This is a genomic window from Candidatus Similichlamydia laticola (assembly GCF_003339615.1).
GTDB lineage: Bacteria > Chlamydiota > Chlamydiia > Chlamydiales > Parilichlamydiaceae > Similichlamydia > Similichlamydia laticola.
Map to the genome: position 1 here is coordinate 1 of NZ_QQBG01000010.1, position 21,101 is coordinate 21,101.

Below are 21,101 nucleotides of genomic sequence, written 5' to 3' on the forward strand. Positions count from 1 at the left end.
TCGACAGCAGGGGAACCACATAATGCTCTCTTGATGCGCATTGCAAAGCAAACCAATGCGGATGTGGTTGTTTTAGGAGGGATGGGTTTAGTCTTCGACGCTTTTCAGACATTCGTCGAAGAATTATCTTCCTCCGCTGCACTTAGCAAAAGTGTGTTATTTATTCATACGCCTGTTGATCCTGTGGCAGAGTGTCTACTTGTTCCAGAATTAGCTCTATTAGCAGCAGAGCATTTTGCTTTTCAGGGAAAGCATGTCCTCGTACTGCTTACAGATATGTCGGCTTATGCCGATGCCCTAAAGGAAATTGCTATTAGTATGGATCAGATCCCCTCTACACGGGGCTATCCAGGATCCCTCTATTCCGATTTAGCTGCTCGTTATGAAAGGGCCATTGAGCTTTCTTCCGGAGGCTCTATAACATTAGTGACGGTGACAACGATGCCTGGGGGGGACATCACACATCCAATCCCTGATAATACTGGGTATATTACAGAAGGGCAGTTTTTCTTAGAGAATGGACGAATTGATCCCTTCTCTTCTCTTTCTCGTTTGAAGCAACTTGTTATCGGACATGCTACACGTGAAGATCACGGAGAAATTGCCAATGTAACAGTCCGACTTTTGGCTAGTGCTAGGCAAAGCAAAGAAAAGATGTCTATGGGATTTGAGCTCTCTCCTTGGGATAAAAAGCTTCTCCTTTTTGCGGAGCGCTTTGATCAGGAGTTACTGCCTTTAGAGGTTGACTTGCCTCTTGAACAAGCCTTGGACTTGCTTTGGGATATTCTTTCCGCTATTTTTTCTCCCCAGGAAGCAGGAATTAAGTTCTCTCTTGTTGAAAAGTTTCGTCCCCATTGGAAAGAGGCAGTATGACTGCCTCTTTGAAACTGACCAAGGGAGAGTTGAGAATTCAGCGGCAAAAGCTAGCCGAGTTTCGAGCCTACTTGCCAATTTTGAGTTTAAAGAAGAGTCTTTTGCAAAGCAAAGTTCTTACAGCGCGGTCTGCTTGTTCTCATTTAAATGAGGAATTAGAACGGGCATTTCAATTTGTTTCAGAACAAAAGGTCTCTTTTTCTTTGAACCCGCATGTTGCTTCTTTGCTTGTTGTTGATTCGATAGAGCGTGCTCTGGAGAACGTTGCGGGTGTACAGCTGCCCTATATCTCCTCGATCAGTTGGAAAGAGGTCTCCTATTCTTTTGCAGGGACGCCTGCCGGTACAGAACAATTTGTTTGTTTACTCAAAAGTTGTGCAGAGACGAAGATCCGTTTCCACTATGCGCAGGAAAGGCTGAAGCTTCTAGAGGAGGAGTTTAAGCGCATCTCTGTTCGTACGAATCTTATCGAAAAAGTGTTGATACCGAAATTGCAAGGCAACATAAAAAAGATTTTGGTCTTCTTGGGAGATGTGGAATTGGCAGCTATTGGACGCTCTAAAATCTCTAAAAAGAGAAAAATGCAGGTGGACGATGGTTTGTTTTCCAGCGTGTAGGTTGATTTTTGTTGGTTCTTCCGTAGAAAAAGAGCGCTTTCTTAAGGGTTTGCAATCCTTAGGCCTCGTCGAATTCGAAAGGGTTTTTTCTTGTGCTTTTCCTTTTTTAGAGAAGTATCATGTCCTTGTGAGGGCTCTTTCTCTTTGTAAAGAGAAAGTGGTCCCTTTGAAATCCGAAAGGGATGCAGGTCGCATAGAGATGGCAGTTCGGATCGCTAAAGAAATAGTTGCGTCACAGGCTAGAAAGGAAAAGCTATTAGAGAGAAAAAAGACTCTACTTGAAGAAAGAGAGGTTTTTTTGCCTTTTGGCCTCTTTAGGCGTTCCGTTATCCATGCTCTTGCTCAATCCTTGGGAAAGAAGATTTCCTTTCTTGTTCTCACACATAAAGAACGACATTGCAAGGAAGGAGAGGCTTTTCGTTTTCTTGAAGTGTTTCACGATGCGACCTATTGTTATGGGCTCTTGTTTGGGGAGCCTGATGCAGATGTGCAGAGCAGACTTCTCTCTTTCCGGGTGGATCCTTACGAATGGAAGGAAGAATTTGACGAGTTAGAAAAAGCGATTCTCATAGAAGAGGAACAATTTTCTCGCTTAAAGAAATTGACACCCTTTCTTGAAGGGGCCAGAAAGTCTCTCTTGGAGACGATGCATTTGTGCGAAGCTGAGGAAACCATGCAGGAGCGGTGCGGTATTTTTACAGTTTCTGTCTGGTCTCATCCTGTTCATCGAAAAGACATAGATCGGCTTGCCCATTCCTGTTCTGTCTATGTAGAAGAAGTTCTTCCCCCAGAAAAAGAAGTTGCCCCTACCGTTTTTCACAATGAAGGTTACGCTCGTGTAGGACAAGATCTAGTTGAAATTTACGATGTGCCCCATGCTTTTGACCCTGATCCTTCTCTTTGGGTGCTAGCTGCTTTTGCCTGTTTTTTTGCCTTAATCATGGCTGATATGGGGTATGGTTTGCTTATCTTCTGTCCCTCCCTTTACTTGAGGGGGAAGGGAGTAGTAGATCCTCTAGTTTATCGTTTAATAAAATTGGGTCTTCTTTTAGGGGCAACAACCACTTTTTGGGGTGGGATGATGGGTAGTTTTTTTGGGATGACTTTTTCTTCTGCTCTCTCACCTCTCCACTATCTTGCCTCGAAAAAAGCGGTTTATCATCAAAATCGACAAGACGAGACGTGGGCAGGATGGTTGCAAAGCTACCCTCGTCTTAAAGAACATGTACACTCGGGAGAGTCTCCCTTAACTTTTGAGATCGTTTTAGGAGGGCAAATTTCTACCCCTATCAAGAACAACTTGGTAGACTCCTCTAATAAAGAGCTTGTTCTCATGATTGGTGTCTTACATCTTTTGCTTTCCATGTGGAGAGGACGAGCTCGTACTTTAACCCATTGGGGATGGGCTTTCTTTCTAATAGGGGGTTATTTTGTCTTGGCTGATTCTTTAGGAGCCACTTTGTTGCCCCACTACGTCTTTTCTTTGCCACAGAAGAGAATGGCTCTCTTCGCCAAAGGGTTAACAGGATGTGGTTTTGTTTTAGCGCATTTGGCTGCCATTAAGGAGAGGGGCTTATTAAGTGGGGTTTTGGAGTGGATGAATGCTATCCAGCTCTTCTCAGATGTGTTGTCTTACTTGCGTCTTTACGCTTTGGGGCTTTCAGGTGCAATTATTGCTTCTACTTTTAATTCTATTGCAGGGCTCCTCCCACTTCCTTTTGCTTTGCCTTGCCTTCTGCTTGGTCATGTCATCAATTTTGGGTTGGGTATTATGGGCGCTGTTGTGCACAGTTTACGGTTAAATTTTTTGGAATGGTATCGTTACTCCTTTGAAGGAGGGGGTCGGAAATTTCGACCTTTGTCTTTACAGGAGTAATCAAAAGGTAGTGAGGCTTTTTGTGGTGGACTTTAATATGGTGGGGCCGGGTCTGGCTTTAGCTTTAGGCTGTATTGGTAGCAGTTTGGGATGTCAGATTGCAGCAGCGGCTTGTTTATCTGTGATGACGCAGACTGACGAAGGCCATGGGAAATACATTGCTATGTCCGCGGCTCCTGCCTCTCAATCTATTTTTGGCTTTATTTTGATGTTGCTTATGAAAAACGCCATTTTGGCAGGAAGTTTTTCTCCCGTGAGCGGTGTTTTTCTAGGGTTAGGTTGTGGCTTAGCCCTTGCAATATCTGCTGTAGCACAGGGTAAGATCTGCGCTTCTGGTATTTACATGTCCCTTAAGAAACCGGAAAATTACGGGAAAGCTTGGGCTCCCATTGGGGTAATTGAGTCTTTTGCCCTTTTTGCATTCGTCTTTTCTCTTTTAATCATGTACTAGCCGAAAGCGAGAATATGTAGTCCGATACAGAGTAGCAAGATGCCTAGAATGCGTTTGACTTGGGGACTTCTTTCTTGTGCTCTCTTTAAAAGAACATAGAAAGGGACTTGCATAGCGAGGGCAAGAAGGTTGGCTGTTTGGGCAATCAAAATATTGTTTGTGAAGGCCAAGGTCGCTGCTGTCGAGTCTATTCCCAAAAAGGTATCACTGATCAGTAAAAGGGTAAGGGCTAAAGGGCCCGTTCTCGAACGACCTTTGATGGTCAAACCTTTAACGCGCAACTTGTGAACAACCTTCTGTAACCCTCTTGCCGATTTGTGGTCTTCTATTGCAAGGTTATACCCTGTATAGAGAAGGGGAAGGGAGAGGAGACGGACGACCCATCTTGCTTTTTGGATGAGCAAAATTCCCATAGTCAGCAATACCATGCGAATGATTGCCCTTCCCATAAGAACAATTTTCAAAACTCTTGTTTCGTCTTCTCTGTCCAGTTCAAAGAGCTCAAAGAGAGAAAGGAACATGGCTAAGTTGTCAATATTTGTCAGGGTACAAATGAGAAAAGTCGAAAGGAACTGAATGGCAGCCTCGCGATTGGTCAGGCTTCTTATTGGGTCTATTGTTTTCCAAAACAGGAGGATACAAAGAGTGGATAGGACAGCAAGACAGCCAATTGCACTCAAGATGCGCATGGCATAAATCGGCGCAATGAGATTGGGTTGCTTCCAGTTGAGAAAGATGATGATGGAGAAACAGATTCCGACGATGATCAAACTGTCGAGCATAAGCTTTTCCTTTGCCTTTTCTGACCGAGGCCATCTTTACCTTTTACTTATCTTTTATTCCTCTTTTAAATCTATTGTCTTCCCTATTGTTGCCCCAAACTGGGTGTTCTTTTTTTTTAGCTTTCTCATTTTTGCAGACCGTTGTATCACCGCTACTCAGACGAGGATAGACGAGTCGAGATTCAGGCCTTGTTTGTTACATGAGGGGGGAGAGTCTCCTATTGGAGAGCTTGGTCCTTCATTCCGAAGCATCATTGAGGTTGTTTCATGTCAGGTATTCAGCAGCTTTCTTTAGTTTTGTACACCTTTCTCATTGCAGGATACGTCATCCTCGACGGCTATGATCTTGGAGTTGGTATTTTGCATGTTTTTAGAACACGGGAGGCCGACAAGAAAAAATCTCTCCGGGTTGTAGGCGCAAAGTGGGATTGGAACGAAATTTGGCTTGTTTCAGGAGGTGGGGTACTCTTTGCAGGTGTTCCTAAGGTCTCTGCAACACTCTTTCAGTCTTTTCGTTTTATTTGGGTAGCTCTTGTTGCCGGTCTTGTTCTCAAACCTCTCTTTGTCTTTTACAGGAAAAAAGTGGAGAGTGCTTGTCTCCAAAAGATATTGGATATAGGGATTTCTTTGTCTTGTTCTCTCGTGGCTTTTTCAGGAGGCTTTCTTTCTGGGCAGTTGGTGATTGGCTTGCCCGTGGCTCCTTCTGGAGCTCTTGTAAAGAATGCGATCGTTTTGTTCTCTCCCTACGCTATCGTGATGGGACTAACTGCTGTTTGCCTTTTTGCTGTACACGGCTCTTTCTACCTGCTGCATGCTGCTCCAGACAAAAAACAAGAGAGACTAGACAGGCTCGTCGTGGCCTTTTCTATTTTGAGCGTTCTTGCTTGCTTGGTCTGTTTAATTTTATTACGGACGCAACACCAAGAGGTCTTTGAAAGATTATTAATGAGTCCTCTGGCTATTTTTATGATGAGTTTAGGGCTCATTGCCTCGACTTCGGCCCTTCTCTTGCAAGCTAGGGGTTCGTCTGCGCAAGCCTTTGGTCTTTCCTATGTGGCTATCCTTGCACCTCTTTTTTCGGTTTCTCTTATTGGTCTTTTCCCAGTTTACGTGTCGCTTCACCCAAGAGAAAAGAGCTTTGCTAAGCCTCTAAAGAAAATGGAATCTAGCTTGGATGCTCTGGTGAGTCTACACAACAGTTTAGAAGATTAAGTTGCCTCTCTGGAATATCTTTGTTGCCTTCCCTTCTCTTTTTTGAAGGGAAGGCTCTTCTTTTTGTCATTAGCTCATGGCTTTTCTTTCCTCTTGTGCTGAGGAACTTTAAAGCTGTTTATTGTATGATCCGTGCCGTTTACGTAAGTCTTTTCTGTCGTTGTTTGACTCTATTTGTTAGTTGAGGAGGAAATGAACAAGTGAAGAAGCGGGTTCCTAGTGGTTTTTTCATTCTTGTTGCCTTGGCATTGTTGGGAATGTCCTTCATGCAGGGTCTTTTCACTTTATCCTCTGCTAAAATTTATTTTCCTCACCAACTGGAGCATCTGGTCAATCTCGAGCTTATTCAACCGGATGAGTCTCGGAAGGTTGCTCTCAATCACGGGCTGGTGACCTTGCATGGTCGCTTCCGTGACGATTTACCCGAGCTGTCTGAAAAAAGGTTCCAATTTCTGCAGTTGCTTAACAACGTTTTCCATTTACAGGGGAGGAAAACACGACTGCTTTCGAAGCTAAAGCAGGCAAGGGAGGCCTCTATTTTAGCTTGGAACTATTTTGTTTCTATTCGTTTTGCTCATCCACAAAGGGGACAACTTGTTCTTGTTCCTCCCTCATATGAGATTCCAGAAGCCGTTGAAGGAATTATTTGTCAGCAGGAGCCTTTTCCTCAGTTTCTCTCTTTCGAGCAAGTGACAGATCGGTTTTCTATGTTTCTTGCCTCTCCCCGCCTTTCAGACGTTCCGCATTACTGTCAGCTTCTTCAAGATTTTTATGAAGAGTTGCAATCTCCTGTTTTGGGATTGGCTTCTGAATCACTTAAAGCTCATTTGCGTGCTAGCTCTGCCCTCTTAGAAGAGTCTGTGAACTATCGTGGTCTTCAAGAACACGTGCACGCTTTACGTTCCGTTTTTGATCATCTTTCTGTTGTGGTGCACGGTCTCGAAGACCCGAGTGGTTGGGGCAGGGAGTCGAAGGTGCGTGCCATTCGAGATTACTATCAATCTTTAGATAGTCTAATCGAGGTCGGGCAGAAGCTATTACCCCTCCAGCTGCAGCTGGAGCATGCTTTACAAGAGGAAGAGGGTGTCATCTGGTTCTTTGAAGACGCCGTCGTATCGAGTCAAGAATTGGCTGAACAAGATCCTTCCCGCTTTTCTCTGTGGTTCTCCAAGGCGAGTGAGGTTTGGGAACAGTTTCCCTTTAACAAAGGGCATACATTCAAGATTCCAGACCAAATGAGAAGTTTGGTTTTAGAGAGCACCTTTAGAAGCCAAGAGGTGGCGCCTAACTATTTGAACTATTTAGTCACTCTCTTCCCTTTTGCGATTATGCTCATCTTTTTGGTCGTATCCTTTTCCAAGCAGTTGAAAGGAATGGGTGGTGGTGCCATTACTTTTGGGCGTTCTCCTGCACGTCTTCTTCAAAAGGGGACATCCAAAGTGACCTTTGAGGATGTTGCAGGTGCTGAAGAAGCCAAAGCCGAGCTTCAGGAGATCGTCTCTTTTTTGAAGAATCCACAGCCTTTTTTAGCTATTGGTGCGCGTATTCCTAAAGGGATTTTATGTGTTGGCCCACCAGGAACAGGAAAGACCCTGATTGCCAAGGCTGTTGCTGGTGAGGCTGATCGACCCTTTTTCTCGATGTCGGGATCTGACTTTGTAGAGATGTTTGTAGGGGTAGGTGCGAGTCGTGTCCGTGATACTTTTGACCAAGCCCGAAAGCATGCTCCTTGTATCGTCTTCATGGATGAGATTGATGCCGTTGGGCGTCATCGTGGAGTAGGTGTAGGTGGTGGAAACGATGAGAGGGAACAAACCCTGAATCAGCTCCTTGTCGAAATGGATGGTTTTGAAAGTAATGAGGGCATCATTTTAGTAGCTGCAACAAATAGGCCGGATGTTCTTGATAAAGCTCTTTTGCGTCCTGGGCGTTTCGATAGAAGAGTTGTGATTGATCTTCCTGATATTCGGGGGCGATACGAAATCTTGCAGCTTCATGCTAAAAAGATCAAAATAGCTCCAGAGGTTGACTTAATGCGCATTGCTCGCTCGACTCCTGGAGCCTCGGGAGCCGATCTGGAAAACGTCCTTAATGAAGCGGCTCTTCTAGCTGTGCATCGCTCTTCTGAAATAGTACAAGATCCAGATGTGCGAGAGGCACGCGATAAGGTCCTTTTCGGTAAGGAAAGAAGAAGTTTTGAACTAGACCAGGAAGCGCGTTGGACGACAGCTGTGCATGAGGCCGGCCATGCTATTGTGGCTAAGTCCCTTTCTCATTGTGATCCAGTCGAAAAAGTAACCATTATCCCGAGAGGTTTAGCTTTAGGTGCGACCTATACTCTTCCAACCAAGAACAGGACTGGCTATAAGAAAGAGGAGTTACGGCACATTTTGGCTATGTTATTAGGTGGGCGTTGTGCAGAGGAGGTCCTCATTGGTGATATCTCTAGTGGAGCTCAGAATGATATCGAGCGATTAACAGATATTGCACGGAAGATGGTTTGTGAATGGGGTATGTGTGAGAGATTTGGTCCTGTAGCCTTAGAAGAAAAGGCTGAGTCTTCTCATTACATGGGATCTTCTGTTTCGGCTTGTTCAGACGACACTCTTCGTGCTGTAGATGAAGAGGTTTTGGCTATTTGTGCAGAGGCTAAGTCTACAGCCAAAAAGATCCTGGAAGAGAAGAAAGAGCTTCTCCAGAAGTTGTCTGATCTCTTAATTGAATTTGAAACTCTGGATGGGCAAGAGTTGGAAGAGGTTATTGCTGGTACATTTGATGCAGAAAAAAAGAGAAAGTCTGGGGAAACCTTAGAAAAAGTTGTCCCCGTAGAGCCAGCAGAAGGCAAGAGAGAAGAAACAGCTCGACCTGCTCAGGAAGAAGAGAAAAAAGAAGGGGATTAGCTATCCCCCTTTCTTTATCTAATTTTTTGGGTCAGCTTGATCTGTCCCTTCATGTTGATGTCGATAACCTTAACGTCTACTGTGTCCCCTACCTTGTGAGAGTGGAGGGCTCCTGGACTGCTCTGTGTCAATTCAGAGATGTGACAGAGGCCTTCTTTACCAGGCATTACCTCAACGAAAAGTCCAAAAGCAGCTACAGACTTCACCTTGCCTCGGTAGATTTTTCCGATTTCTAGTTCGGCTGTGATGTCTTCGATCATTTGCTTGGCTTTCAAGATAGCTGCTTTAGATGGAGCCGAAATGTAAACAAGGCCTGTTCCATCTTCAATATTAAGGTCAGCATGGCTCTGCTCGCAGATAGATCGAATGGTTCGACCGTTGGATCCAATGAGGGTCGCAATTTTGTTCAAGGGAATCTTAACCGTTTCGATTCGGGGAACGTGATCAGGTAGCTCTCTCTTGATTTGAGGACACGCCGCTAACATATGGCCGAGAATCACTTGGATGCCTTTACCAGCTTGAGCTATGGCTTGCTTTAATACGGTAAGAGGAATGCCTTTGACCTTAACATCCATTTGGAGAGCTGTGAAGCCTTGTTTCGTGCCAGCGAGCTTGAAATCCATGTCTCCAAACATATCTTCTATTTCAGAGATATCACTTAAGATAGCTTCTGCTTCTCCTGTCTCACGGTCTAGAAATAGCCCCATAGCGATGCCCGCAACAGGCTCTTGGATCGGTACACCTGCGTCCATCAAAGCCAGACAACCTCCACAAACAGAAGCCATAGAACTTGACCCTCTCGACTCTGTGATGGTTGATTCAATACGAATGACATAAGGGAAAGTCGTCTTATCGGGTAAAATGGACTCGAGAGCTTTTTCAGCTAGTTTGCCATGCCCTAGTTCTCGACGACCTGGACTGCCAATCTTGCCGATTTCACCTACACAAAAACTAGGAAAGAAATAGTGTAGGTAGAAACGCTGTGCTCCCTCTCCATCTAAGGTTTCGAAGCGTTGCGACATCTGTTCACTGCCAAGCGTACAGACAGCCACAGATTGCGTTTGACCTCTTGTGAAGAGAGCCGAACCATGTACACGAGGTAAAAAACCAGGATGAATAGAGATAGGACGAATCTCTTCTCGAGATCTTCCATCTACACGCTTCCCTTCCAAACAAATACGATTCTTCATTTCCTCACGTAAAAGCATCTCAAAGCCAATACGTGCAGAAGTCAGATCATGCTCTGAAAAAGTGGAGGAAATTTCTTGTCTGAGAGCCTGAATAGCTTCTTGTCTCTCTACAGAACTCGAAAGGTCAAGCGTTTGACGAACGGCAGGCGTCCAAGAGGAACGTATGCTTTGCTCAATCAGACCATCTTGATCTCCCTCAAAAGGGAGTTTTGGTTTTCCAGCTTTTTGTTCCAACTCGGTCAGAGCATCACAAATAGAGTGAATAGCTCCCGTTGCCAGGTCAGCGGCGTCAAGCAGAAGAGACTCCGATACCGTTTTGCCGTGACCTTCTACCATTGTTAAGCCATAGCGCGTACCAGAAAAAGTGCACTCGAAAGTCGCTTGTATCATCTGAGAGGCGGAAGGGTTGACTACCAGAGTGCCGTTGATTAAACCAATACGAACTGCACCGACATGAGCTTGCACGGGAACAGATGAAAGAGCCAAAGCAGCACTGCTTGCACAAATAGCAAGTGTCTCAGGAAGATTTTGTCTGTCGTAAGACCAAACGATGGACAAACTTTGAACTTCAGAGGTAAAACCCTTTAGAAAAAGAGGCCGAAGGGAACGATCAATCAAGCGAGAAACAAGAACTTCCCTTTCGGAAGGCCTGCCTTCACGTTTGATAAACCCGCCTACAGTCTTGCCAATCGAGGAAAATTTCTCTTGATAATCTACTCGTAGAGGGCAAAAAGAAACGTCTGGGTTCGGAGACTTGGAATAGCAGAGAGAGGAGAAAACAACAGTTTCCCCACATCGGGCAATAACCGACCCACCAGAGAGCCTCGCGATTTCACCCGTCTCAAAAGAAATCTCCTTCCCGCAGATTTCAACACGCACTTGTTTTTTAGTCATGAAAACCTTTTTAGAAATGCTCCCAGAACACAAAAGAAAAGGTTCTTACGGACAAAGCCTCAAGGAAGAGGTCAGAACGAAAAGAAACAAGCCACTCCCTGCATCCTAGGCAAACGATGCAAGGAACTACCGACGTAGGTTCAATCTCGAAATAAGAGAACGGTACCTCTTCGTGTCAGTAGAGTTCAAATACTCAAGTAGCCTACGTCGAGCAGCAACAAGCTTAAGAAGAGCTAGTCTCGCACTGCGGTCCTTAGCATTCTTTTTACAATGCTCAGACATCTCAGTGATTTTCTCGCTGAGAATCGCAATCTGTACATCAGCCGAGCCGGTATCCTTTTCGTGGAGTTGGAACCGTTTCAAAATTTCGTCTTTTGTTCTTTTATCCAGAGACATTTCTGCTCTCGGCCTCCCAATCGCACCAGACGGCAAATACAACTACTGTAAAGGGAGCATTCTATCGAACTCGGACTAAAAATTCAAGCTGTGGGAAGCGAATCCTCTGCGGAAAGCCCCTTCGTGAAAGATCCAAGTTCCCAGGGGGTCGCCTGCTCTATCTCAAACCATTTTGATATGATCTGTTCTCGAGTCAATGTATAGATACCCCAGGTAGGTTGCTCTCCAATCAGAGATGATCCGCTATCAAGGGAGAGCAGTTCATGTTGATCTTTTGTCCAAACACGATGATGTAACGTGTGTGTGTGTCCATGTAGATAGAGCTTAACCTGAGGATGCTGGAGTAAACATTGTAAAAGTTCCTGATGTCGTAATAGAGACCGTATCTTTGTTCTTCCTCCATAAAGGGGGAAATGTCCAGAAACAATACATGGGCCAGACGAAGCAGCTAGTATCTTGTCGACTTGTTTCTCAAGCTCCTTTGAAAAGAGACCTTGTGCATGTCCAATTTTAGGATGCGTCAAATCGAGTAGAAGAAAACGCCATCCTTGAGGAAGAGTCAGTAGTGTGCAGCTTTTTTCCGAGAACTCTTTTGGATCGAAGCCGAATCCGTTAAGTAGGAGCAGCGTTTCAAAGGGGAACTGCTTCTCTCCTTTTTGGAACACGTCATGATTACCTGGGATAATGATTTTGGGAATAGGATCGGTTGTTTTCAACCAACTCCGAGCAAGGGCGCATTCTTTTGCAGAGCCTTTGGTTGTTAAATCCCCAGAAATGAGGATGAAGTCGAGCGGTGGGGAATGGTTCTTTAAAAATTCGGAGAGGATCTTCGCATGACCGGGGAACTGTTTGCGCGAAGAAAAGGGTAAAAGGGCGTGAAGTTGTGCCAAGAAACTTCGAGCGCGTGGAGAAGAAAAGAGGGCAAGATTCCATTCGGTGGAAAAAAAATGCAGATCGGATAGGTGCGCAAAACACAAAGGCATTGACTTGTCGTTCATGTTGAAGAAGATCCTTGAGAAAGCAATAACATTATTGTTTAGTGCAACGTACATGAAGCCATTGCGTAGCATGGAGACCAATCACCAAAGCTCCACATAGCTGGAGCAAAATAAGGAATATCTCTGTCCAATGAGGAGCGATCAGGGCCTGCAAGTTAATTGTAAAAGCGCTCCAAAGATAGGATAACAGGATATTAAGGTTTCTTATACGTATGTACTGATTGATAAGGAGTAGAGCTACTCCTACGTGCTCTTCTTTTTGTGGAACAATTTGAATGGGGATAGCATCCCCTGTCCGTTCTTTGAGAGTACAAATTTCAAGATAGGACGGTTCAAGGGGCATGGGTGAAAGGGGTCGTTCTATGCAAGCTACTCTCTTGCCAGATTTATGGATAAAAGACCCGATCTCTTCTGGATGCATCACTTCTAATTCGGTGAAGCGCCGAATTTCATCAATGAAGGGAGATTTAATGTGTTCTGTACACAAGATGGACTGACAGTTAGCTCGTTGAATAGACTGTAAAATGGACAGCGTGTTAGGCAAGCACTCTTCCGCAAAGGAGAAGGCAGCAATGATTGCCCCTTCTAAAGACATGACTTCAACGTGCTCTCCTTTAATTAAGCATGTGTCGATCCAATCACGGATCATAGAGAGGTCTGTTTTCCCTTTTTGGGCAATCCAATCAGGTAAGCCCATTAAGATTTGTGAACCCCGGAAACATGTTTCAATGCCTTTTCCTGGGTCGATATTCGAGAAGGACAGCATCGAAGATACAATCTCTATGGCTTCCTTTGGTTTTTTTTGGGTCGAATTAGGAATGTAAACATCGAAGAGAGCCTGGGCCAATTCGAGGTTAGCATGCCTCTGGATACTTGAGGCAATGAGGAGAACGGCACCTTTAGAGAAAGAGGAGTGAAAAGTTAATTCAATAGAGACTGCTGACGGTAATGTAAGAAGATCACTGAGAATATAACGCTTTCTTGTTAAAAACTCTTTTTTAAAAATAATGTGACGGATTGGTTCCGAAAACAGAAAAAGTTTGGGAACATAAATCTCAGGGTGTTCCTCCAAAATTTGTCTGCGTGTTAAGGCATCTGTAAAGGCAAGCCCTAAAAAACCTAGAAAAGGGAATCCATGAATTACTCTGCTTAAAGCAAGTCCAAGAGATGGTCGAGGGAACTGAAGAATATTAAATAATAAAAACTCAAAACAACACGTTAAGACTATTCCCAAAAGGAAGGGCATGATTGAGAAGGTGAATTCTCGTGTTGGTGCTTTTCTACTATCCAAAGGGATAAGATTATCATGAATTCGACTGAAAAGGGAAAGCTTGCGGGAACACGTTGTTAGAACCAGAACAGAGGCTGTCAAGTTTCTGCTGCCCGAAAGGACTTGATCTCCTTCGTACTTGGCGCAAGAATAGGTTTTTCCATCTAACCAGGAGTCATCTACTAAAGTCGCTCCCGATGTAATGGTACCGTCAGCTGGAAAAAGGTCTCCAACTTGTACAAGTACAAATTCTCCTCCAACAATGGTATCAATAGGAATCTCAATGAGGTCATGAATGCCGTTACGAATGACTTTAACTTGTGCCCAAAGGTGATCTAGATCTTGCTGATGTGTGATCTTAGAAATGAGATCTGTATGGAGAAGAACAGAAGCACTCGCAATAGTCAGCAGAAAATGAATAAAGAGAAGATGAGGAAAAACCACTTCTCCCCCTACTCTGAGAGCGAGACAGAGAGAGGCATAAAAGGTTAGCCACTTCATTTGTCTCTGGACCAGTTCTGGTAAACATCCAGATAACCGTATCTGATACATTGTCCAGTACAGGTCGCCTAATCCTAAAAAGGCAAGGCCTAAAGAGACCTCTTGAGATCCTACCAGAATGGCTTGGAAGAGACTCACCCCGATAAGGCTGAGTATACGACAACCAGCTGAGCGTAGCCGTACTAAAGCTAAGCTGCTTGTCTTATAGAAGTTGTCTTCAATGACCCACTCTAACGTGCAAAAAATCCCTTTCTCTTCGAGGAGTCTCAGAAGAAAAGAAGGTTCGAATGCCTCTGCTTCATAAGCGACGAGAAAGGCGTGTGAAAGGGGGTTAATGCCAATTTTACGGAACCCAGGAAGACGGGCGATATCCTCTCGCAAGATACTTTCATAATGGACCGTGCTAGGACTTTGAATTCTAAAAAGGGCTTTGTACATGTTTTCCCCACAAGAATGGCCCCAAGATTACACCAGTTCTGGGTAGAGGTCTCACGTCTTTAATGGCTTGTTTTTTTTTTCCTCTTTTTGCGGTGGCCTAGCACAGGTCCAGTACCGGTACCAGTGACGACTTCGTGTAGGTCTTCAATCGCAATGAAAGCTTCTGTGTCCTCACGGAGGACCACAGACTTGAGTTCAACGAGTTGCAGACGCTCAATAATGATGTATAAAATTTCTCTGTTATCACCCGAAAAACCACCTCGTCCGTACATGATTGTGATCCCTACGCCTATTTCTCGAATAATGGCCTCGGCGACTTCTTTAGGTCTTTTGGAAATGATCGTAACGGCTTTCACCTCGTCAAAACCTTGTAAGACCATGTCAATAATCTTATAGGCAACGAAGTAGGTCATCAATGACCGAAGAGCAGAATTCCAGTCGGAATAGAGAAAACCTGCGATAGTAAAAATTAAAACATTGAAAGCCACAATTACCTGGCCAACGGTATACCCAAAGCGTCTGTTTACAAGAATGGCCACAATTTCACTTCCGTCCAGACAACCACCGTTGCGAATGATTAGTCCGATGCCGCACCCGAGCGTAATGCCGCCGAAGACGACAATTTCAAGAATATCCCCAACAAAATGGGTTTCCAGTCCTTCCATCAAGTAAAGACCAAAAGAGAAACTCATCGCAGCTAAAAGCATGCGCATAACAAACTGTCTGCCAATGTGACGGTGCGCTAACAAGACAAACGGAAACGAAAGGATTAGAACGGCCAAAGGCAGACGGGAGGGCGTTTCTAAAAATTGGGTGACAAGAATAGCCAGACCGACGGTTCCGCCATCGATGAGTTTGTTAGGGAGCAGAAAGAAATGCAGCGAAAAAGCCGTAAGAAGCGCCCCTAGCACAATGAAGCAACAAGAAGAGACCCTTGATAAGATTTTCCTCGACGTTCCCTGTTTTTCTGAGAAAGAGACCACGATTTACTCCTCCCTGTGCTTACGGAGTGCGAGAAAAGGAAAGAGGCCATGGGACGTAATCATTCGCGAGAGACGGGGCTCGAACCCGCAACCTCCGGCGTGACAGGCCAGCGCTCTAACCAATTGAACTACTCCCGCATAAACGACTACAATCGATAGAAAAAACTAAAGCAATCTCCGCCTCTGTAATAAAGTATTGCTGTGTTCACCTAGATGGGTGCAATAGGATTTGAACCTATGACCCTCTGCTTGTAAGGCAGATGCTCTAACCACTGAGCTATGCACCCCAGCAAGTGCGGTGCGCAGTGTACCAGAGATAGCGATTGTAGCCAATAACATAGAACGCGTACCGAAGTCAGAGCAGAGGCTTTCTTCCAGGTATCACAAACATAGATTTTACTTGCTCTGGAATCTTGCCTCTTGCCTTATTTCTCTGTTTAGCCTGACCATGGGCGGCCTTGTTTTTTTCCCAAATTTGTCATGATCACTTTCGCTGTTTCTGCTTTCCTTTCCTACACAGCTTTTAGCAGCCAGGTAGGGCTTTTATATTGGATTCCTCGTACTTTTTGGATAGTACGGATTTTCCCGACGCGACTCATTTTTTTCGACGTGAGTAACACAGAGGAAAAGGAGATCAGCACACTGATATTGGAGTTCTCTCATGCAATCGACTCGTTTCGAGTCGAATGTCAATGGGATAGAGAACGCCTTCTCGTCATTTTACAAACAGGGAAAACAGTTTCTGTTTTTGCTTTACAAAGGGACAAAGATCCTTTTTCTTGTGCCCTTTGTCTTTTGAGGGGATCTTTTCTTCATGTGACCTCCCTAGAAGGTGAAGAAGTCGGAAAGCTTGTCAGAGGTGAATGGATTCGCCTTTCTTTGTATCAAGCGCCTTGCCCTTGTTCAACACCTTTACCTGCTAGCTCTTTTGTGAAAATTCCCAAACTCTCCTTCGGTTCTAGCAAAAAAAAGTGTTTAGATTCTTTTGATCAGAGGACTAATCCTCAGGAGCTTTTGCCTTGTCTTTATGCTCTTTCTTGTCTTCTTCCTCATGAGCTTGAAGAGGGGGGAATCGTGTGTTCTGCCTCAGAACAAAATATTCTTTCGGTCGATTTTGTTTCTGTTTGGAGACACCACTTTTCAAGAACTGGTGTGCCAAGTTGGAAAGATCAACGTTTTTATGGAACCAAACCTTTTTTTAGTGGGAAAGGGTCCCCTTTGAAAATTCTTTTCTACTTTGGGAGAGCTATTCTCAGATCGCTTGTGCGAGTAGAGAATGGGCAATTGGTTCTTTCTCCTGTTTTGCCTTCTTGGTTTGTCTCGGGGCGGTTACGCGATCTGCCTTGTAGCTTTGGGTTTTGCAGTTTGATGTGGTCGCGTCGTCGTTTGAGGCGCTGTGTTTTGACAGTGATGCAAGACTTTGTTTGTAATCTGGTCTTTCCTCCAGGCGTAAAGGGTTTTAGATCTACCCGAAAAGGAGGTGGACCCGGTATGTGTCATGTTATCGGATCTGAACTGGTCACATTCGCCTTTCAGGCTGGAGATGTTTACTGTTTTGATCGTTTCGAACATTGATGTTTGGGAGCCTATCTTTGTTTGGTTCGTCAACTGATGATCACCTTAACTCTCTAGAACGGGGCAGCCATCATTTCCCACAAGCTTTTCTGGGCTATCATTCTGTCGGTGAACAGAGCGTCGTCCGCTTGTGGCGCCCTAAGCAACTTTCCTTGTCGGTTCGGTGTCGTGGGGAAATACATCACTTGATCTCTCGCCCTGATCTAATGGGGTTGTTTGAATGGGATTGCTCAGCAATCGATTTCATATCCCCATTTGAGTACCAAGTTTGTCTTCCAGATGGTCGTTGGATTCTCGACCCTTATTCTTTTCATGCAACTTTTTCAGACTTAGATGCCTACCTTTTTGGAAAGGGCGTTCATTACGATCTTTTTGAAAAGCTGGGGGCTCATCTCTGTTGTTTAGAGGGAACACAAGGTGTTCTTTTTTCTGTCTGGGCGCCTAGAGCGGATGGTGTGTCTGTTGTAGGGGACTTTTCCAGTTGGGAAATAGGCATTTTTCCCATGGCCAAGCACCCCTCTGGTGTGTGGATTTTGTTTATCCCTGGACTCCATGAAGGAGAGAAGTACAAATTTGCTATTACGAGTCACAAGCAAGTCTATTTAAAGAGTGATCCTTTCGGTTTTCAATTTGAGATTAGACCCGATACGGCCTCTATTATTAACAATCGATGGAAGAACTATTGTTGGTCTGATCAGTCATGGATGGAGTCTCGAAAACAAACACATTATAAAAACAGGCCCCTTTCTATTTACGAAGTTCACCTAGGTTCATGGAAGCGTTTACCATCCGGAAAATTTTGTTCCTATGAAAGATTGGCCAAGGATTTAGGATCTTATGTTTTAAACTTAGGGTTTACTCATATCGAATTGCTTCCTGTTTGTGAGCATCCTCTTGATGAATCTTGGGGATATCAGACAACGGGTTACTTCTCTCCAACAAGCCGTTTTGGAACAATCGAGGATTTTCAACGATTTGTGGACGTTTTGCATCAAATGGGAATTGGAGTCATTCTTGATTGGGTTCCAGCCCATTTTGCTTCAGACACCCATGGACTGGCTAATTTTGATGGTTTTCCTCTTTACGAAGACGCCGATCCTTTACGACAAGTTCATCCACACTGGGGGACTCGACAATTCGATTATGGACGACCTGAAGTGTCTAATTTCCTATTGGCTAGTGCTCTCTTTTGGTTAAATATTTTACATGTAGATGGGTTGCGTGTCGATGCAGTCTCTTCTATGCTTTATCGAGATTATGGACGACAGTATGAAAGTTGGAGTCCGAACAGACATGGTGGTAAGGAAAACTTAGAAACGATTGAATTTCTAAAGCATTTGAACTCCGTTGTACATTTGCGAGCACCTGGAGCATTAACTCTGGCAGAAGAATCGACAGATTGGTCAAAAATGACCTGGCCTCTTGACCAAGGTGGTTTAGGGTTTGATTTCAAATGGAATATGGGTTGGATGCATGATACGCTTCGTTATTTCGGATTAGACCCTTATTTTCGAGGGTCAAATAAAAAAGACATCTCTTTTGCTTTGTTTTACGCTTACATGGAGTCTTTTCTTCTTCCGCTGTCTCATGATGAAGTTGTGCATTGCAAAGGGAGTTTTCTGGGTAAAATGTTCGGGGACCTTTCTGAGCGTTTCTCTCATTTGCGCCTACTTTATTCGTATCAAGTCTGCATGCCAGGCAAGAAACTCCTCTTTATGGGTTCGGAATGGGGAGTCTCTCAAGAATGGTCAGCTACGCGAGCTCTTAATTGGGGTGAGAAGAAGAAAAAGAACCATGCAAGCCTATGGAGATATGTTCGAGATCTTTATTCTCTTTACTCGCGTTCTCCTGCTTTATGGGAATGGGATCATTTTCGTCTTGGGTTCGAGTGGGTCGATGTGGATGAAAGAGAAAAGGGCCTTTTTATTTACTTGAGAAAATCCTCAGATCAAACTCTGTTTTGTATTCACAATTTTACGCCTATTGCACAGGACGACTACACTTTACCTTTTTTCGCAGAAGCACAGCTTTCTCTTCTCTTCAACTCTGAGAATCCAAATTATGGCGGGACTGTAATGGACGAAGATATTAGCTTTGAACTAGCTCATTCTTTGCTTTCTGTATTTGTCCCGCCCTATTCCACTTTAGTTTTTGAGGTTTCCTTTGGTTCTCGGACAGCTCCTAAAAGAGTATGAACATTATTTGGAACTTTGTCAGGAGGTCTGGCACCATAATCATGCCTACTTCACCCTCGATCGTCCTGAGATAACAGATGAGGAATACGATCTCCTTTTAGAAAAACTCAAACATTGTGAATCAGAACATCCGGAATGGGTGCATGATGGTTCTCCTACGCGTTTCGTAGGTGAAAAAACAAGTGGACGTTTCCCTGTGCAAGCGCATCTTTGGCCAATGCTTTCTTATAACAAAGTATTTGACTATGAGGGATTGTTACATTTTGATGAACAGTGTCAAAAAGTCCTCAAGAAGACCCCCTTCTATCAGGTTGAGGTCAAAATGGATGGTTGTGCTGCCTCTCTTTGGTATCATAAGGGCCAGCTGACCTATGGTTTAACGCGTGGTAATGGTCTTGAGGGAGATCTCATTACGGAAAATCTAAAAGAAGTCTCAGGTATTCCTCATCAAATACCTTATACACAAGGTGCATGCGAAGTCAGAGGAGAAGTTTACATGTCCTTTTCTGCTCTTGAAGCTGTTAATGCAGCGCGTAAAGCATCCGGACAAGAAACATTTTCTAACACAAGGAATTGCACCTCAGGAACGCTGAAAGTCCTTGATCCTCATTTGGTTCGGGAGCGTCAGTTGTCGTTTTTGGGTTATTTTCTCTCTTGTTCTGGTGTTGAGACAGTAAGTGATATGGTCCATCGTTTGAGAAACTGGGGTATATCAACGCCTGAACCTTCTTTGACTCAAGCCTCTATAGAGGAGGCGCTCACTTTTGTTCGGGAGCTTGAGAAGAAAAGGGAGGCGCTCCCCTTTCGGATTGACGGAATTGTTATCAAGTTAGATCAAAAACAGGACCAAATCGTGATGGGGTCAACAGGTCAATATTATCGATGGGGCATTGCTTTTAAATACCCCTCTTGCCAAGTACGGACTCGTGTTCGTTCTATCACGGCACAAATTGGTCGCAGCGGCGCTATTACACCGGTTGCGCTTTTAGAACCTGTTTCTCTAGACGGCTCTGTTGTTTCTAAGGCAACGCTTCATCATTTTCCCCATGCACTAGAGAAAGATGTTCGTGTAGGAGATTGGGTTTGGATTTGTAAGAGTGGTGACATTATTCCGCGGATCCTTGACGTTGATCTTAAGTCTCGCCTAGAGGAGACAGTGCCCCTTTCTGTCCCCACATATTGTCCTTCTTGCAACTCTTTTTTAGAGAGATCCCAGATAGCTCTCTGCTGCCCAAATCCCTTATGCGAAGGCAGACTTGTTCAATCTCTTCTTCATTTTAGTGAAGAGCTTTCTATAGAGGGAATGGGAAAATCCACTCTTGAAGAATTGGTTAAGAGAAAGCATGTTAAGGAGTGGGCAGATCTTTATAAATTGGAGGCTAAGGTTTTAGAGGAGCTTCCCCAAGGTGGTCCGGTCTTTGCTCAAAAGCTTTTGCGATCAATCGAATCAAGTAAAAAAGTACCCTGGCCAGCATTTCTTTCTGCTTTAGGCATGCGACATATTGGACGTAGAAATGCCAGAATGCTGGCCAAGAAATACAGCTCTTGGGATGATCTAAAGGCATTATCGGTTGAGGAATTACAAGAGATTCCTGGATTTGGGGAGAAGATCGCTCGGTCCGTTCTTGAATCTTTTGACAACTTAGATGGCTGTGTAAGGTCTCTTTTTGTCTCAGGTGTTCAACCTGTTGCAGAGCAACAATCTCAAACGGTTTCTGCTGTTTTTAGTGGATTTGCTTTCGTGATCACAGGAAAATTTATAAAAGGGTCAAGGAAAGAGATCGAAGATCTCGTGCGCAGTCACGGTGGGCGTGTTCTTTCCTCCCTTTCGAACAAGGTCGATTATTTGCTTGTGGGAGAAGACCCAGGAAACAAATTAAGTAAAGCTCGGGCCTTGAAGATTAATATCGTTAATGAAACATGGTTGTTTTCCAACCTTGGATAAGGTGT

Annotated in this window: 15 protein-coding genes and 2 tRNA genes; 9 read left to right on the forward strand and 8 right to left on the reverse strand. The window is 44.4% G+C overall.

Annotation, left to right across the window (positions count from 1 at the left end):
* The 4 genes from HAT2_RS01055 to HAT2_RS01070 form a co-directional block, all read left to right on the forward strand.
* Nucleotides 1–873, forward strand: an 873-nt coding sequence (locus HAT2_RS01055) for a V-type ATP synthase subunit B (protein WP_114544192.1), incomplete at its 5' end; no start/stop codon positions are given.
* Entirely contained in the window at nt 870–1,490 is a 621-nt protein-coding gene (locus tag HAT2_RS01060) for a V-type ATP synthase subunit D (protein WP_114544193.1), read from the forward strand. The genes HAT2_RS01055 and HAT2_RS01060, both read left to right, overlap by 4 nt.
* Nucleotides 1,468–3,366 (forward strand): V-type ATP synthase subunit I, encoded by a 1,899-nt coding sequence (locus tag HAT2_RS01065; protein WP_114544194.1) that lies wholly within the window; start codon nt 1,468–1,470, stop codon nt 3,364–3,366. The genes HAT2_RS01060 and HAT2_RS01065 overlap by 23 nt, the downstream gene beginning before the upstream one ends.
* 22 nt (nt 3,367–3,388) lie before the next feature.
* A complete protein-coding gene (locus tag HAT2_RS01070; protein WP_420885374.1) occupies nt 3,389–3,817 on the forward strand; it encodes an ATP synthase subunit C in 429 nt (142 codons plus the stop codon).
* On the opposite strand, the gene HAT2_RS01075 is transcribed toward HAT2_RS01070, so the two are convergent.
* Nucleotides 3,814–4,599 carry a TerC family protein gene (locus tag HAT2_RS01075; protein WP_114544196.1) on the reverse strand — a complete coding sequence of 262 codons (786 nt, stop codon included), beginning with the start codon at nt 4,597–4,599 and terminating at the stop codon, nt 3,814–3,816. The two genes, HAT2_RS01070 and HAT2_RS01075, sit on opposite strands and share 4 nt — an antisense overlap.
* A 267-nt stretch (nt 4,600–4,866) precedes the next feature.
* On the opposite strand from HAT2_RS01075, the gene HAT2_RS01085 reads away from it, so the two are divergent.
* Nucleotides 4,867–5,811 (forward strand): cytochrome d ubiquinol oxidase subunit II, encoded by a 945-nt coding sequence (locus HAT2_RS01085; RefSeq protein WP_114544198.1) that lies wholly within the window; start codon nt 4,867–4,869, stop codon nt 5,809–5,811.
* Nucleotides 5,812–6,011: 200 nt separating this feature from the next.
* Nucleotides 6,012–8,711, forward strand: a complete 2,700-nt coding sequence (gene ftsH, locus HAT2_RS01090) for an ATP-dependent zinc metalloprotease FtsH (protein WP_114544199.1) — start codon at nt 6,012–6,014, stop codon at nt 8,709–8,711.
* Nucleotides 8,712–8,725: 14 nt separating this feature from the next.
* Here ftsH and pnp read toward each other — a convergent pair whose 3' ends face one another.
* The 7 genes from pnp to HAT2_RS01125 all read right to left on the reverse strand — a co-directional run bounded on the left by pnp (nt 8,726) and on the right by HAT2_RS01125 (nt 15,668).
* Nucleotides 8,726–10,795 (reverse strand): polyribonucleotide nucleotidyltransferase, encoded by a 2,070-nt coding sequence (pnp, locus tag HAT2_RS01095; protein ID WP_114544235.1) that lies wholly within the window; start codon nt 10,793–10,795, stop codon nt 8,726–8,728.
* 126 nt (nt 10,796–10,921) lie between these two features.
* Nucleotides 10,922–11,191: a 30S ribosomal protein S15 gene (rpsO, locus tag HAT2_RS01100; protein WP_114544200.1), complete on the reverse strand. Its 270-nt coding sequence runs from the start codon at nt 11,189–11,191 to the stop codon at nt 10,922–10,924.
* A gap of 83 nt (nt 11,192–11,274) precedes the next feature.
* On the reverse strand, nt 11,275–12,189 hold the full coding sequence (locus HAT2_RS01105) for a metallophosphoesterase family protein (RefSeq protein WP_181860286.1): 915 nt from the start codon (nt 12,187–12,189) through the stop codon (nt 11,275–11,277).
* A 31-nt stretch (nt 12,190–12,220) separates the two neighbouring features.
* Nucleotides 12,221–14,398: a P-type ATPase actuator domain-containing protein gene (locus tag HAT2_RS01110; protein ID WP_114544202.1), complete on the reverse strand. Its 2,178-nt coding sequence runs from the start codon at nt 14,396–14,398 to the stop codon at nt 12,221–12,223.
* 59 nt (nt 14,399–14,457) lie between these two features.
* A complete protein-coding gene (locus tag HAT2_RS01115; protein WP_114544203.1) occupies nt 14,458–15,381 on the reverse strand; it encodes a YitT family protein in 924 nt (307 codons plus the stop codon).
* A gap of 64 nt (nt 15,382–15,445) precedes the next feature.
* Nucleotides 15,446–15,519, reverse strand: a tRNA-Asp gene (locus HAT2_RS01120).
* 76 nt (nt 15,520–15,595) lie between these two features.
* Nucleotides 15,596–15,668 (reverse strand) — tRNA-Val (locus HAT2_RS01125).
* Nucleotides 15,669–15,861: 193 nt separating this feature from the next.
* Here HAT2_RS01125 and HAT2_RS01130 point away from each other — a divergent pair.
* Genes HAT2_RS01130 through ligA form a run of 3 tightly spaced genes read left to right on the forward strand, consistent with a single transcriptional unit; the run spans nt 15,862 to nt 21,096 of the window.
* Nucleotides 15,862–16,956, forward strand: a complete 1,095-nt coding sequence (locus tag HAT2_RS01130; RefSeq protein ID WP_114544204.1) for a hypothetical protein — start codon at nt 15,862–15,864, stop codon at nt 16,954–16,956.
* A 17-nt stretch (nt 16,957–16,973) separates the two neighbouring features.
* Nucleotides 16,974–19,151: a 1,4-alpha-glucan branching protein GlgB gene (gene glgB, locus HAT2_RS01135; RefSeq protein ID WP_181860287.1), complete on the forward strand. Its 2,178-nt coding sequence runs from the start codon at nt 16,974–16,976 to the stop codon at nt 19,149–19,151.
* Nucleotides 19,120–21,096, forward strand: a complete 1,977-nt coding sequence (gene ligA / locus HAT2_RS01140; RefSeq protein ID WP_220253864.1) for an NAD-dependent DNA ligase LigA — start codon at nt 19,120–19,122, stop codon at nt 21,094–21,096. The genes glgB and ligA overlap by 32 nt, the downstream gene beginning before the upstream one ends.
* Nucleotides 21,097–21,101 lie beyond the last annotated feature (5 nt).